This is a genomic window from Microbacterium sp. H37-C3, from assembly GCF_027157935.1.
In the GTDB taxonomy this organism is placed as follows: Bacteria; Actinomycetota; Actinomycetes; order Actinomycetales; family Microbacteriaceae; genus Microbacterium; species Microbacterium plantarum.
The window spans coordinates 45,493-59,407 of the sequence record NZ_JAPVLR010000008.1 but is presented as its reverse complement, the minus strand read 5'-3'; the positions used below and the strand labels follow the sequence as shown (position 1 = coordinate 59,407).

General features: G+C 67.7%; 13 protein-coding genes and 1 pseudogene. All 14 read right to left on the bottom strand.

Annotated features, from left to right (window positions below; genetic code table 11):
* Nucleotides 1-22: 22 nt before the first annotated feature.
* The 14 genes and pseudogenes from O1W71_RS15825 to O1W71_RS15760 all read right to left on the bottom strand — a co-directional run bounded on the left by O1W71_RS15825 (nucleotide 23) and on the right by O1W71_RS15760 (nucleotide 13,887).
* Nucleotides 23-961, bottom strand: a complete 939-nt coding sequence (locus tag O1W71_RS15825; RefSeq protein WP_114587694.1) for a cation diffusion facilitator family transporter — start codon at nucleotides 959-961, stop codon at nucleotides 23-25.
* Entirely contained in the window at nucleotides 961-1,347 is a 387-nt protein-coding gene (locus tag O1W71_RS15820) for an ArsR/SmtB family transcription factor (protein ID WP_210006400.1), read from the bottom strand. The genes O1W71_RS15825 and O1W71_RS15820 overlap by 1 nt, the downstream gene beginning before the upstream one ends.
* A 118-nt stretch (nucleotides 1,348-1,465) precedes the next feature.
* A pseudogene (locus tag O1W71_RS15815) lies at nucleotides 1,466-3,432 on the bottom strand (cytochrome c oxidase assembly protein).
* An 85-nt stretch (nucleotides 3,433-3,517) separates the two neighbouring features.
* Entirely contained in the window at nucleotides 3,518-4,519 is a 1,002-nt protein-coding gene (gene ccsB, locus O1W71_RS15810) for a c-type cytochrome biogenesis protein CcsB (RefSeq protein WP_114587696.1), read from the bottom strand.
* A 176-nt stretch (nucleotides 4,520-4,695) separates the two neighbouring features.
* A complete protein-coding gene (gene lnt, locus O1W71_RS15805) occupies nucleotides 4,696-6,354 on the bottom strand; it encodes an apolipoprotein N-acyltransferase (protein ID WP_331282663.1) in 1,659 nt (552 codons plus the stop codon).
* Between the two features lie 3 nt (nucleotides 6,355-6,357).
* Complete coding sequence (locus O1W71_RS15800) at nucleotides 6,358-7,296, bottom strand: cytochrome c oxidase assembly protein (RefSeq protein ID WP_269268776.1); 939 nt, start codon at nucleotides 7,294-7,296, stop codon at nucleotides 6,358-6,360.
* Nucleotides 7,293-8,972: a cytochrome c biogenesis protein ResB gene (gene resB, locus O1W71_RS15795; protein ID WP_114587697.1), complete on the bottom strand. Its 1,680-nt coding sequence runs from the start codon at nucleotides 8,970-8,972 to the stop codon at nucleotides 7,293-7,295. The genes O1W71_RS15800 and resB overlap by 4 nt, the downstream gene beginning before the upstream one ends.
* A complete protein-coding gene (locus tag O1W71_RS15790) occupies nucleotides 8,953-9,726 on the bottom strand; it encodes a cytochrome c biogenesis CcdA family protein (RefSeq protein WP_114587698.1) in 774 nt (257 codons plus the stop codon). Before O1W71_RS15790 ends, resB begins: the two co-directional genes overlap by 20 nt.
* Nucleotides 9,723-10,319, bottom strand: a complete 597-nt coding sequence (locus O1W71_RS15785) for a TlpA family protein disulfide reductase (RefSeq protein WP_269268775.1) — start codon at nucleotides 10,317-10,319, stop codon at nucleotides 9,723-9,725. Before O1W71_RS15785 ends, O1W71_RS15790 begins: the two co-directional genes overlap by 4 nt.
* Nucleotides 10,316-10,633 carry a DUF6804 family protein gene (locus tag O1W71_RS15780; protein WP_404568995.1) on the bottom strand — a complete coding sequence of 106 codons (318 nt, stop codon included), beginning with the start codon at nucleotides 10,631-10,633 and terminating at the stop codon, nucleotides 10,316-10,318. Before O1W71_RS15780 ends, O1W71_RS15785 begins: the two co-directional genes overlap by 4 nt.
* Before the next feature lie 14 nt (nucleotides 10,634-10,647).
* Nucleotides 10,648-11,130, bottom strand: a complete 483-nt coding sequence (locus tag O1W71_RS15775) for a signal peptidase II (protein ID WP_269268773.1) — start codon at nucleotides 11,128-11,130, stop codon at nucleotides 10,648-10,650.
* A gap of 339 nt (nucleotides 11,131-11,469) precedes the next feature.
* Entirely contained in the window at nucleotides 11,470-12,186 is a 717-nt protein-coding gene (locus O1W71_RS15770; RefSeq protein ID WP_269268772.1) for a copper resistance CopC family protein, read from the bottom strand.
* A gap of 13 nt (nucleotides 12,187-12,199) precedes the next feature.
* Nucleotides 12,200-13,192: a flavin-containing monooxygenase gene (locus O1W71_RS15765; RefSeq protein ID WP_269268771.1), complete on the bottom strand. Its 993-nt coding sequence runs from the start codon at nucleotides 13,190-13,192 to the stop codon at nucleotides 12,200-12,202.
* Nucleotides 13,193-13,218: 26 nt separating this feature from the next.
* On the bottom strand, nucleotides 13,219-13,887 hold the full coding sequence (locus O1W71_RS15760) for a DsbA family protein (protein ID WP_114587702.1): 669 nt from the start codon (nucleotides 13,885-13,887) through the stop codon (nucleotides 13,219-13,221).
* Between the last annotated feature and the right edge of the window lie 28 nt (nucleotides 13,888-13,915).

Sequence of the window (13,915 nt, the reverse complement as noted above, 5' to 3'; positions counted from 1 at the left end):
TGATGTTGCCGCTTTAGCGCCGTCACGCATGAGTGACAGAGGCTTGTTCTTCTTCCTGGATGTGATCCGTTTCGATCTGGAAGGTGGAATGCAGCACGGACACTTCGAAGTGCTCGGCGACGCACTTCTTCACGTCGAGCAGTACGTTTGCGGCATGACCGTCAGTGAAGCATTGGTCTTCGACTACCACGTGCGCGCTGATGGTGGGAAGCCCCGTCGCGACGGTCGAAGCGTGCAAGTCATGGATGTCCTTGACGTGATCGAGTTCAAGAATGTGCGCGCGGACGTCGTCCAGGTCTAGGCCGGGCGGGGTGAACTCCATCAGCACACTCGTGGTTTCCCGGAGAAGTTTGAATGCCCGGGGAACGATGAGTGCCGCAATCAGCAGCCCGGCGATCGCATCGGCTTGAAGAAAACCGGTGGTAGCGATAACGATCGCCGCCACGATCACGCCAAGCGATCCGAGAGCGTCGTTAAGAACTTCAAGGAACGCGGCTCGCATGTTGAAGTTCACGCCGCGGCTTGAAGAGAGCAGGACGATCGCGATGATGTTTGCCGTGAGACCGATGATGCCGAAAATTAGCAGCTCGGCGGCAGGGACCTCCGGTGGTTCAAACAGACGTCGAACGCCTTCGACGGCCGTATAGGTTCCGACGACCAGCAGCAGGGCTGCTTGTCCGAGCGCGGCGATGACCTCAATGCGCCGAAAGCCCCAGGTGCGTTTGGCGTTGGCCGGACGCAGCATGAGGGTCGCGGCGATGAGGGCGACCAATAGCCCGGATGCGTCAGTGATCGCATGCGCAGTGTCGGTGAGAAGCGCGAGGCTGCCGGTGACCACGGATCCGACTGCCTGGGCCGCGACAATGACTGCGGTGATACCGAAAGCGATCCACAGCTTCCTGCGGTGATCGCCGGGCTGGCCGGCTTCCGGGGCGGGGCCGTGAGTGTGTCCAGCGCCCATTACCGGAGCTCCGTTCTCTCGCTGTGTAGGTGGTGCGGTTGACGCAGGTGTGCGTGCAGTTCGGCGTGGGTCCCTGTGGCGCTCAGCAGGGTCTGAGCCGCGTTGATCAGCGCGGCCGTCGCATTCGGCTCCGTCAGGGCGTACCAGGATGACCGCCCCTCTGGGCGGACGGTGATCAGGCGACACTCGAGCAGGAAGCCCAGATGCTTGCTCACGGTGGACTGTGCCAGGCCGACGTGCTCAACCAAGTCACGCACCCGATGCTCACCGGAAGCAAGGTGCTGCAGCACGGCGAGCCGAGTGGGGTCCCCCAGCGCATCGAACAAATGCGCATACACGCTGGTAGCACCTTCGTCCAATATCACCTCGTCCATATTCATCGTCATGCGGCGATGATATCGCCTATAGGGGTCACTCGCCTCTGAATCACGAAACCGGGAAGGGTTATCGTTTCGCTACGGGACGTTCCCGCCGTCTGGAAAAGGCACGGTCGTGCGGCCGCGGTCACCTGCGCGTGCGAGCGTCGCGCTCGGCGAGCTGTTGCAAATGCGCGTTGTACTGCTGCAGTTCCGTCTCCCCCATGCGGTCCGCGTGGCGGTCGCGGCGCTTCGTCTCGCGGTCGTCGCTACGGCTCCACTGGATCGCGACCGTGATCGCGAGGATGAGGGTAGGGATCTCTCCGATCGACCAGGCGATCCCCCCGCCGGTGTACTGGTCCTCGAGCGGGCTCGCGCCCCAGGTGCGGCCCATCGCACCGAACCACTCAGCGACGATGAGTCCCGACTGCATCATGATCGCGATGCCGAAGAACGCGTGCATTGCCATGATGCCGATCAGCAGCAGCAGCCGGCCTGCATACGGCAGTCGGTACGGCACCGGGTCCACGCCTACCAGTGACAGCACGAAGAGATACCCGGTGATAAGGAAGTGCGCGATCATCCACTGATGCCCGAGGTGGTCGTAGAGCGACCAGCGGAACAGGTCGGTGTAGTAGAACACCCACAACGACCCGATGAACAGCCCCGCGGCGACGAACGGGTTGGTGAGGATCCGGGCGACTGGGGAGTGCGCAGCCCAGAGGATCCATTCGCGGCCACCGCGTGTGCCGTCGTCGCGCTGGCCGCGAGGGTGACTGGGGCCCCGGCGACCAACAGCACCGGGATCGCCATCGTGAGCAGCATGTGCCCGACCATGTGCATGCTGAACAGGTAGTCCTGGTAGACGTTGACGACGCCGCCAGTGACCCACACCAGCAGGCCCATTCCAGCGACCCACATGATCGTGCGATATGGCGGCCACGCATCGCCACGGCGGCGCAGCCGCCGCACCCCGGCGAGGTAGAAGAACACGGCGAAGCCGGCGATGACCGCCCAGAGCAGGTCGATGTTCCACGCGGTGAACCACCGGTCGACGGTGAGCTCGGAGGGCAGCGGGGCGCCAGTGAGTCGTTCCGCTGGGGACGGATTTGCCGGAAGCGGTGTGGGGTTTGGTGGGGGCGTGCGTGCGAGCGCAGCCGCGGCGCCGCTGGCCATGCCCATCACCGCCACCTCGAACACGATGAGCGTCCAGAAGGACCGGCTGCCACGGTCAGAGTCACGCATCGTTCCGACCAGGCGGGCGCGATACCAGACCCCGAAGAAACCGAGTGCGACCAGCGCAATCACTTTCACGGCGAGGATCACACCGTAGGGCGACATCATCGCGGTCCACTCCCGCAGGCCGATCGCGGCGCGCACGGTGCCGGACACAGCCACGAGCACGAACGCGGCCAGCGCGATGCTCGAATAGCGGGCCACGACATCGGCGAGGCGGACCCGTGTGAGCACAGGACGAACCATGACGAGCAGCAGCAACCCTCCGAGCCACACCGCGGCGCCGATGACGTGCAGGATGAGCGCTGTCATTGCCTCATGGTGGAACGCATCGTCGCCGGAGTGCCCCTGCGTGCCCATCGGCACCAGAGCGGCGACCGCGAAAACGGTTACGAGGAGGGTGCCCGGCCAGGACCGCACCGCGAACGTCAACACGGTCAGCGAGGCGCCGGCGACCGTAGTGATGAGCCAGGTGCGGCCCACCTCGGTCTCAACGAGGAACCGGCCGATCTGCGCGCCGAACACCGGTCCGGCGTCCAGCGCGGGGTTGAACACATTGACGAAGGTGAGGAACCCCGTCGCTCCGGAGGCCACGGTGAACACGGCGGCAGCGATCGAGGCAGTGTCTAGGGCGACGTCGATCTCCCGCTCCCCGGCCCGCAGAGTGAACAGGGCCGTCACGAGCACACCGACCATGCCTGCCGCGGCGAGGTTCACAATTAGTTTCGCGACCGGCAGGCCCCACCGCACGACGGGGCCAGCATCGCCCAGCTGAAGCCCTGCCGCGCCCCCGCCGAACGCCAACCCCGCAATTAGTGCGACCAGCGCGGTCACGGCCAGGACCGTGGGGCCCGCAGCGCGGAGGGCGCGCGGACTCAACCCGAGGACGATCACGTCCTGGTCGGTGGTACGGGTGGCTGTCGGGGTCACGGCGGGCTTTCGGCTCTTGCGGGGTGGACGGGGGTCAGCTCAGGCCGGAGTAGGCGTGGAGTCCCTTGAAGAACATGTTGACGATGGTGAAGTTGAACAGCACCGTGACGAACCCGATTATGGACAGCCAGGCCGAACGGGTGCCGCGCCAGCCCCGGGTCGCGCGAGCGTGGATATACCCGGCGTAGAGCACCCAGATCACAAAGGTCCACACCTCCTTGGTGTCGAACCCCCAATAGCGTCCCCAGGAATCGTTTGCCCAGATCGCGCCGGCGATCAGCGTGAAGGTCCAGAACACGAATCCGACGATCACGAACCGATACGCGAGGGACTCAAGTACCTCCGCAGTGGGCAGAGTCGCCAGGAACCGGGGGCCGGCCGCACGTGCGTCCTCTCGGGACGCCACAGTGGTGCGGCGCTCCCGGCGGGCCTGCAGCAACTGGGTGACGGCGAGGCCGCAGGCAATCGCGAACAGCGCGGTGGCCAGCGACGCGACGAACACGTGGATGACCAGCCAGACACTCTTGAGCGGATCCATCAACGGGACGACCTCGACGTAGAACGTGATCGTCGCCCCGCCCAGCAGCAGCACCACCATGCCGATCAGGAATGCGCCCAAGAAGCGGAGGTCATAGCGGCGCAGGACGACGAGATAAACGGCGACGATCAGGACCGTGCCGGTCAACGCGAACTCGTACATGTTCGCCCACGGCACGCGTTGTGCGGAAACTCCCCGCAGGATGGTGCCGGCCAGGTGGAACAGGAACGCGAGAACCGTCAGCACCGTCCCAATCCGCGCCCACAGCAAGCGTGACCGCTGGGACGGCGGAACCCGGATATCCCCCGGCGGGACGGGCACAGGTTCCCCCACCTCGGAGTCCGCGGCCACGCCGACCAGCGCAGGCGCTCTGGCGGGGACGGAGCGTTGGGCGAGGTCGATGGTGTATGCGATGAACGCGAGCAGGTAGGTGGCGATCGCCGTCCACACCAGCAGCAGCGAGATACCGTCGAGGGAGAGCGGGTCGGGTCCGGTCATGGCGGGGGTTTCCTCTTCATCATCAGGGGCGGTCCGGTCGTGTGGAGGGTCAGCCTGCGTTCACTTGCAACTAGACCAGCAAGTCCACGGCGGTGCCGTCGATGTACACCTCGAAGGGCTGATTGCAGCCGAGCGCATTGCCGGTGTTGCTTGGCTGCCGATCAGGCCGCCCCGGTCTATGTCGCATCCCGATCTCCGATCGCTCGGGCGGCCTGTGGGCCGCGTCGCTGCTTCGGCCGCCGGTCGCTGTGGTCCGCCGTGCCACGCAGACGGCCCCGGTGTAGGAGGCCAAGCGCGCCCAGAGCGACAATTACCGAGACAGGGAGCGTCCCGGTGACCCACGGGCCCACCACGACGGCCGGGGTGAGCCCGCTGCGCAGCGGAACGGTGGTGACCCGGTTGGCGGCGATGTCCACGCCGATGCTGTCGATGGTGGCGCCGTCTGGTGCGATGACCTGACTGGTGCCGACTGTGGAGACATTGACCACGGTGCGGCCGGTCTCGATAGCCCGCATCCGCGCGAAGGCGAGCTGCTGAATGTTCTCGTCGGTGCCGCGGAAGTCGGCGTTGTTGGTCTGGAACACATACAGCTGCGCGCCGGCGCGGGCGCTGTCCCAAATCACGGTGTCGTAGATCACGTCGAAGCAGATCGCCAGCCCCACCCCGACGTTCCCGACCTTCATCAAGGGCGGGTTAGTGCCGGGGGTGTATTCGCGTTGGATGAGGCCGACAAGGTCGGGGGCAAGGAGCTCGTAGAACCACCGGTCGGGCACGTACTCGCCGAACGGGACCGGGTTGACCTTGTCGTGCCATTGCCGGTCCGCGGGATCCGCGGACCACAGCAGCGAGGTGTTGAACACGTCCGCGCCTCGTGTGGTGGCGGCGTTCACGAGCAGCGGCGCACCCGCGTCTCGCACCAGCCGGTCCAGCACCGCGGCGGTGGCGGAAGCTGTGAGGGGATCGGAGTCGACGGAGCCCTCGGGCCACACAATGAGGTCCATCGGCTGCCCCATCAGCGGCTCGGTGGTGGTGGTCTGCGCGGCGAGCATGTCGCCGGGGAGGCGGTCGTCGAAGTAGCCGGCGGGGCCGTTACCCTGCACCCATCCGACGGTGAACGTGCCGGCATCCGTAGTGGGGAACTGCGGAACCGCGACGAGGAGCAGCACACCAGCCGCGGTCGAGAAGGCACCGCGCGGAAAGCGAATGCCGCCTGCGCGGAGCCACTGCAGGAGCGCGGCACAAACGGCCGCGAGGAAGAAGGATAGCCCGGTGACACCAGTCCATGACGCAAGTTGCGGCAGGGGCCCCTCGACTTGGGTCATGCCCAGCCGCGCCCAAGGGAATCCCGAGTACGGCCATGCCCCCATCCCGACCTCGCGAGTCGCCCAGAGCCCGGCGACCAGCAGCGGAATCCCGACCAGCTGCCCTGGCCCTCGGGCGCGGAACCGCGCGGTCCACCGGTAGGCGAGGGTGATCGGGATAGCCCCGAGTCCGAACAGCACCGCTTCCAGGCCTGCCAGCGCAATCCATGGCACCGGGCCAAGGAACTCGCCCACCCAGACCAGGTGGGTGAAGTAGAACACGACTCCGAACATCGTGCCCACCAGCAGCGCGCCGCCGATGCTGCGGCCCATCAGGGTGGCAAGGGCGAGGACGACGCTGACGAAAGCGAGCGGCCACCACCCCAGCGGCGGCGACGCGAGATCCAACGCAAGCCCGGCGGCCGCGGCGACCGGCGTCGCCGCCCACAACGGCAGCAGCGGCCTCGAGTTGGGGTTGTCCATCGACGGACGTGCCGGGGCGGCGACAGTGAGGAGGGGCGTGGTGGGGGACATCCGTCAGGTGTCTTTCTGGCGGAGGGTGGCGAGGTAGGTGTTGTAGGCGTCCAACTCGGGGTCGCCGTGGGTGTCGGCGTACCGGGCGGCGGCGGCGTCTCGGGCAGTGTCGTCGCGGAACCACCGGTGCATGACGAACATCAGCATCAGTAGGGTGGGGGCCTCGCCGTAGGACCAGGCGAGCCCGCCCGCGACCCGCTGGTCTTCGATCGGGTCAATCCCCAGCGCCAGCGTAGGCGCGGCGAAGTGGTCCACGAGCAGGCTGGTGGCCATCATCAGGAACACGCCGAAGAACGCGTGTAGCGCGGCTTCGGCGAACACGTCGAGAGCGCGGCCGCCGTGGCTGAGCCGGACCGGCAGCGGGTCGGCGGAGAGCACCGGGATGGTGAACAGGATCCCCGCTACCAGGAACGCGATCTCGAGGGTGATGTGCCCTTGGGGGGTGGCGAGGATGCGGTCGGCGAAGTCGGCGAGGTAGAGCCCGTAGAACGCAAGCAGATACAGCGGCAGCGCTACCCAGGGGCTCAGTGCCCACCGCGCGGCCCGGCTGCGCAGGCCGGCGTGGGCTGCGCGGAGGACGAACCGGCCGGCGCCGTGGTGCGGAGCGGCGCGCAGCAGCAGGGTGCCGGGGGAACCGAGTACGAGCAGCGGCGGGATCGCCATCATCAGGGAGAGTTGCTGGAACATGAACACCGACAGCAGCGCATACCCGTACGCTTCGACTCCGAGCCCGGTGACCGCCGCCAGGAGGAGGCACCCCAGCAGGAAACTGACGGTGCGCCACACGGGCCAGCGACGCCCCCGCGTCCACAGCCGGATCGCGCCGATCAGGTACCCGGCGGCCAGGAGCGCGGCGAGAGTGGGTAGGACCGGGAACGGCAGCGGCACGGGTGTCAGGAACCCGAGCAGGGTCGGCGGAGTGTCAGGAATCCACTCGTTCACCGCTCCCCCTCCGCGGTCTCGACCGCGTAGGCGGTCGCGTGCTGCGCGGCGAAGTCGGTGACGGCTCGGGAGAGGGCAGGATCCTCACCGCGGGCAAGTCCGGCGTACTCGACCTGCACACCCTCCGTGCTGAGCCGGGCCTTCACCCAGAGCCGGCGGCGCGGCACGAACAGGCCGGCAAACAGCCCGAGGGTGGCGAGGATCGAGAACGCGAGCACCCAGCCGCTGCTGGGGTCGCGCTGGATCTGCAGCGACGCGAACCGCTTCACCGGATCGGTGTCGCCTGCGATCTCCCACGTGACCGTTCCCCATCCATTCGGCAGGTCCACCGTGTCGCCGAGGGTCAGTTCCAGGGAGTCGAGGCCGGTGTCGCCGCCGGTGTGCTGGGTGAGCCCGTTGACATCGAGCGTGTACACCGACCGGGGTGTGCCGTCGTCGATGCCGAGGTCCCCGCTGAACACGTTGAAGGTGATCACTGGGTTAATGACGTCGGGGTAGATCGAGGTGAACGCCCCGGAGGGCAGCACCCCTTGGGTGGGGTAGAAGAACCCGACCAGGCCGAGCTGCTCGGGCAGCCCGTCCGGGATCTTGATGATCCCCAGCGAGGTCATGTTGGAGTCCTGCGGCAGAAACGGCTGCGACTCGCTGAACACCACCTCCCCCGCCGCGTCACGGACGGTGAGGGTGGGGGCATACCCGTTGCCGAGCAGATAGATGCGGTCGCCTTGGACGGTGATCGGATAATTCACCACCACGCTCTGCGCCTGGTCGTCTTGTCCGGGCTGGCGGATCGTGACATCGGCGGCGAAGTCGCCGGCCTGCCCCGCGCCGGGGGTGCCGGGCAGTCGGTAGGAGACCTGGAAGTCATCGAGGGTGAGTGAGTAGGGGGCAAGGCCCGTGCCGTCGATGAATCGGCCGGGGTTGAATGAGGAGTAGTCGCTGAGCGCGTTGACGAACGTGGTGCCCTCCACCACGACTCGCTGCCCGGTGTATGCGAACGACCCGCCGACCGCGACGGAGACGAGCACACCGACCAGGGCGACGTGGAAGAGCAGGTTGCCGGTCTCGCGGAGGTAGCCGCGTTCGGCCGACACCGACACCCAGCCGCGGCCGTCGTACCGCTGCACCCGGTAGCCGGCCCGGCGCAGCTGCCGCTGAGCCACCCCGATCGCCTGTTCGACAGGGTCGGAAGCCTGGCCAGCGGGAAGGGTCGCCTCCTGGTAGTCGGAGAGGCGGGACAGGCGGGCGGGGGTACGCGGGGGCTGGGAGCGGAGCGCCTTGTAGTGGTGGCGGGCGCGGGGGATGACGCAGCCGATGAGGGAGGTGAACAGCAGGAGGTAGATCGCGGAGAACCACGGCGACAGGTACACGTCGAACAGGCCGACCGCGTCCGCGAGGGCGAAGACGTCAGGGTTGTCGCGTTCCCACTGGATTACACCGTTGGGGTCGGCGCTGCGCTGCGGGAACAGCGAGCCAGGGACGGCGGCGATCGCGAGGAACAGCAGCAGGACGATGGCGGTGCGCATGCTGGTCAGTTGCCGCCACGCCCACCGCAGCCACCCCGCCAGACCGAGCGCGGGCTGGATGATCTTGGGGCCGTCGGAGTCCGCGTGGTCTCCGGGACGAAGCGGGTCGATCGGGTTCTCCCTGGTGGTGTCAGAGCGGGAGGGGGACATTGATCACCACCTGTTGCAGGGCGGACATCAGCGCCGTCCATAACCCGGTCACCATGAGGAGTCCGAGGAGGACGAGCAGGCTGCCGCCGATGATGTTCAGGGCGCGGATGTGGCGGCGGAGAAACCCGACCGTGCGGGACGCCCACCCCCAGCCGAGGGCGAGCAGCAGGAACGGGATGCCTAATCCGAGCGAGTACGCCAGGCCGAGCAGCCCGGCGCGGGCGGGGTCGCCGAGGTTCCACGACATCGACAGGATCGCCGCAAGCGTGGGGCCGATGCAGGGGGTCCAGCCGACGCCGAGCGCGAACCCGAGCAGGGGCGCGCCGATCAGGCCGGCGCGACCCCGGATGCGGGGGCGGAGGGTGCGCTGGGAGATACCGAAGAACCCGATGAACACCAACCCGAGCAGGATGATCACGATCCCGAAGATGCGAGTGAGGATGTTCGCGTACTGCAGCAGCAGAAACCCGAACGTGCCGCCGAGGATCGTGACGGTGACGAACACCACCGTGAACCCGCCGATGAACAACGCCACCCCCACCAGCAGCCGCCTCCGCTCCCCCGCCGTGGTGCTCGCTCCAGCGGCCGACGTCGATGTGGGGCTGTGGGCGCTGGCGGCGCCGCCAAGGTAGCCAAGGTAGCCGGGAACCAGCGGCAGCACACACGGGGAGACGAACGAGACCAGCCCGGCGAGCACGGCGAGAGGGAGCGCCACCCATAGCGCGCCGTCCACGACCACCGAACCGGGGTTCATGAGGACTCCGCCAGGGCGTCGTCAACGAGAGTGGACAGGATGGACGCGCTGGCCAGCTGCCCGATGACCCGTGCCGCAACCCGCCCGTCCCGGTCGAGCACGAGGGTGGTGGGGGTGGCTTGGATGGGGGTGACCTGCGCGAACGCAAGCTTGACGCGCCCGTCGTTGACGTCGATCACACTCGGGTAGGTGACGTTGTTGTCCCGCGCGAACGACAGGGCGGTGGCGGGCTGGTCGTAGGTGTTCACGCCCAGGAACGCGACGCCCTGATCCTGGTACTCCTGCCACACTTCCTCGAGCAGGGGCGCCTCGACGATGCATGGTCCGCACGCGGCGTACCAGAAGTTCACCACCAGCACCCCGCCCCGGTAGTCGTCGCTGGACACCGTCTCCCCGGTCTCGGTGACGCCCTCGAACACCACCCGCTCACCCCGGTCGGCGGTCGGGATCTCGACGACCTGGAAATCGCCGGCGATGTAGCCCTTCTCGTTCCCGTCCCGGTACTGCTCGGCCAGGGTGTCGTTGCTGGTGCAGCCGGTGAGCGCGACGGCTGTTAGCAGCAGCGCAGCGATGAACGGCGTGGGGCGTCTCATGCGCGTCTGACCTTGATCATCGCCCCGGCGACCAGGAACACGATCGCGGCGACCGGTTGCGCGGCGGTCCAGACCGGCCCGTTGAACGGGAACGGGAATACCGGGTTCCACAGCACCGCGATCGACGCGAATACCGGCGCCCACCACCACTGCCGCGCCTGGATCGCGAACCAGCCGACAATGACAGCGAGGATCGCTGCCACGAACAGCGGCACCAGGTACCAGTCACCGCCCTGCAGCAGCGGTGCGAGGAATAGCACCGCTGCTGCGAGCAGGCTTGGTGCGAGAGCGTTGCGCTGGTACAGGGACGGCATCCGCTTGTTGTCGGTCACAGCCCACCCACCGATGAGTTCGATCCCAGGTGCGCGCTGGCGTCGCTACGGGTGGTGGCGCGGTGGCTGCCCCAGACCCCGATTGCCAGGATCAGCACTCCGATTCCGAGGGCGACGTCGGCGAGGTTGCCGATGAACCAATTCCCATAGGCGAGGAAGTCGGTCACGTATCCGCGTCCGAAGCCCGGCGGGGCGAGCATCCGGTCGATCACGTTCCCGAGTGCGCCGCCCAGGATGAACCCGATGCCGGCGGCCCACCATTCGGTGCGGGCTCGCAACGCAGCGATGAACAGCACCACGGTCGCGGCCACGCCGAGCAGGGTGAGCAGCCAGGTGGCTCCTGACCCTAGGCCGAGAATCGCGCCTGGGTTGAAGGCCAATTGCAGCCCCAACACGTCGCCCAACAGCGGGATGCGATCGGTCTCGCTCAGCTCGGACAGGGCCGCCGCTTTGCTGGCCTGGTCAATCAGCACCACCACGCCCGCGGTGACGCTAGCGACCGCGAACCGGCGGGCCTGGGCGGGTCTTCTCGGGGGTGCCGTGTCAGAAGCCGAAGAACTCACCGACGAATCCCTCCCGCTTGCGGCGGCTCGTGCGGCCATGCTGATCCCGCTCCCTGCCGTAATCGTCCTGGCCTCGTCCGGGGGTGAAGCTCCGGGTGTATGAACTTGTCGAGCTTCCCGCAGTGCAGCAGCCGCCATGACACTGCGGGCGGTATTCGATCTCCACGCCGGATCGGTGATGAGCAGGTCGGTGGCGTCGACGGGGCATTTCATGATGTTCTCCTTCGGATGCAGGGGCTCGGCCCCGGCCCAGGTTCACGTGTCGATGGGGCGTTCGGGTGCCTGCCCCGTCTCATTTGGGTTCCCCGTTGCCCCGGCCGCCGCAGCAGCAGCCCGGTCGCGGCGGCGACGTTCCCTTCCCACCATCAGCACGACCACCAGCGCACCCCCGAAGACGACCACTCCGCCGATCACAGCCACGACTGGCAGGAATTCCCCACCGCCGGAGGGGCCCGTGTGCACATCCGACCCGGCCGTGCCGGCGATGGTGGCGGTCGGAGACGGTCCGGCGGCCTGCTCCGTCGTTGCCATGGGGTTCGGGGTACTGGTAGGGATGGTGGCGGCTTCCACCGTGTACGTGTACTGGTCGCTGATCGGGTGCCCGTCGCTGGAGACCACCCGCCACAGCACGGTGAACACGCCCGCAGAGGTCTCGGGTTCCAGCGCCTGGGTGACGGTGGTTCCGTCGACGACCGGTTCACCCTCAGCGATGTTCCGCCCGTCCGGGGAGGTCACCTCGATCACCACGGCGCTGGTCGCGGTAAGCAGCTCTCCGCTGAAAGCGAGGGAGACCTCCGCCGGGGAGATGCCGACCGTCGAGCCGGATTCGGGAGTGGAGGAGATCAGATTGTCGTGCGCGGCGGCGGGGACCGCGCTGGCCAGCAGCAGTCCGCTGGCCGCGAGCAGCGCCGTCAGACCGGCGATAACGGGAGAAGCGGTTCTGCGAGACCAGGGTGTGCGTGTTCTCTTCATGGACGGTGCTCCTTCAGGGGCGGTGGATGATGTGGTGAGCAATTGTGGTGGCGTCCCGCCAGACACCGGCGATGGTGTCGGCGCCGCGGCCGCCGTACTGCGGCATGCCCGCGACGAACAGTCCCGGCATCCCGGTCAGGGTGCGCCTGGATGTGTCCTTGCGCGCCGCATCCGGGAGCCACCCGTCGCCGGGCAGGTAGCCGGTGGCGAGGATCACCGAACCGGGCTGGGCCTGGCTGCTATCCGAGAAGCTCACCGTCGTCCCGGCCGCGGCGGTGACCGCCGGGCGAAGGGTCACCCCGGCGCGGCGCAGCTGCTCGTAGCTATCGCCGAATACCGGCTCGGCGCGCCGCTCACGCGACAGCCATGACACGCTCTCCCCCGCCGCTGCCGTGTACCCGGCAGTCGGCCGGAGACGGCGGGGTTTCCGGACTGCAAGCGTCACTCTGTGCGACGCGGAGAGCTCCCGGGCCAGCTGCACCCCGCTGTTGCCGCCGCCGACGATCAGCACATCACTCGTGGGAATCTGCCGCGGGTACAGGTAGTCGCTGCTGTGCAACACGACACCGGGAACGGTCAGTCCTGACGCCCACTTCGGCACCCGCGGATGCGCAGCGGCGCCGGTCGCGCACACCACGTTGCGGGTCTGCACCTCCCCCGCCGTGGTGGCCAGCAGCAACGTGGACCCGTTGCCGCGATGCTCCACGCCGACCGCACGGATGCCCCAGACCGTCTCCACGCGAAGCCCCGCCTCGACGAACCTGAGGTAGTCGACCATCTCGTCGACCCGGGGATGCCGCCGCTGATCCCCCGGCAATCGCCGCGTCGGCAAGCTGCTGTGCCGGGCATCGCTGAGCAGCATCATCGAATGCCACCGGGACCCCCACGAACGCTGACCTTCCGGCGCAGCGTCAATTACCACGAACTCGTGTTGCGGCCGCAGCCCTTTCGCGCTTAACGCGGCGGCCACGGCAAGACCGGCCTGCCCGGCGCCGACGATGATCACTCGCCGGTGCGACAACCCCGCGGGCATCAGGATTCGCCGTTCACCGCGGCCTGGATCGCGGCTTCCAGGTCACCCCACTCCTGCAGCTCCTGCAACTCGCCGTCGACGAAGAAAGTTGGCGTGCTGCCCACCCCGAGCGCGCGGCCCTCGTTGAAGTCCAGCTCCACTCGCTCTGCCGTGGCCGGGTCTGCGACCGCGGCATCATACGCTGCCATATCCAGCCCGAGTTCTTCGGCGAAGCTGCGGAACAGATCAGCGCGGGACTCTTGTGCCTCGCCCCACTCCGCCTGCGTCTCGAAAAGCCGGTGATACATGTCCTCGAAACGGTCCTGACCTGCAGCGGCCTCTGCCGCGATCGCCGCGTTCTTCGAGTTGAAGTGCCCGGGCAGCGGGAAGTAGCGGACCACGTATGTGATTTCCCCCGCGTACTGTCCCCTCAGGTCTTCGACGATCGGGTAGAACGCGCCACACGCCTCGCACTCGAAGTCGAGAAATTCCACCACGGTCACCGCCTCCGGGCCGCCGTCGTCGAGGACGTGGGAGCTCTCCCGGACCACTGACAGGGTCCCCGGGCCGGCGCCTCCCTCCGGCGGTGCGGCCGGACTCCGGTTGACGAGGGCATAGATGATTGCGGCTAGCACCAGCAGGGCGGCGACCGCGACGGCGATCAACGTCGCTTTGACAGGGGTTTTCATCGGGTACTCCGAACACTTCACACGGCAC

What these genes read in the sequence shown, in the direction of transcription:
- O1W71_RS15770 (WP_269268772.1), bottom strand. Translation starts at nt 12,186, where the DNA reads ATGAAGAGAACACGCACACCCTGGTCTCGCAGAACCGCTTCTCCCGTT.
- ccsB (WP_114587696.1), bottom strand. Translation starts at nt 4,519, where the DNA reads ATGACCGGACCCGACCCGCTCTCCCTCGACGGTATCTCGCTGCTGCTG.
- O1W71_RS15760 (WP_114587702.1), bottom strand. Translation starts at nt 13,887, where the DNA reads ATGAAAACCCCTGTCAAAGCGACGTTGATCGCCGTCGCGGTCGCCGCC.
- O1W71_RS15790 (WP_114587698.1), bottom strand. Translation starts at nt 9,726, where the DNA reads ATGAACCCCGGTTCGGTGGTCGTGGACGGCGCGCTATGGGTGGCGCTC.
- resB (WP_114587697.1), bottom strand. Translation starts at nt 8,972, where the DNA reads ATGTCCCCCTCCCGCTCTGACACCACCAGGGAGAACCCGATCGACCCG.
- O1W71_RS15825 (WP_114587694.1), bottom strand. Translation starts at nt 961, where the DNA reads ATGGGCGCTGGACACACTCACGGCCCCGCCCCGGAAGCCGGCCAGCCC.
- O1W71_RS15780 (WP_404568995.1), bottom strand. Translation starts at nt 10,633, where the DNA reads ATGCCGTCCCTGTACCAGCGCAACGCTCTCGCACCAAGCCTGCTCGCA.
- O1W71_RS15785 (WP_269268775.1), bottom strand. Translation starts at nt 10,319, where the DNA reads ATGAGACGCCCCACGCCGTTCATCGCTGCGCTGCTGCTAACAGCCGTC.
- O1W71_RS15820 (WP_210006400.1), bottom strand. Translation starts at nt 1,347, where the DNA reads ATGACGATGAATATGGACGAGGTGATATTGGACGAAGGTGCTACCAGC.
- lnt (WP_331282663.1), bottom strand. Translation starts at nt 6,354, where the DNA reads ATGTCCCCCACCACGCCCCTCCTCACTGTCGCCGCCCCGGCACGTCCG.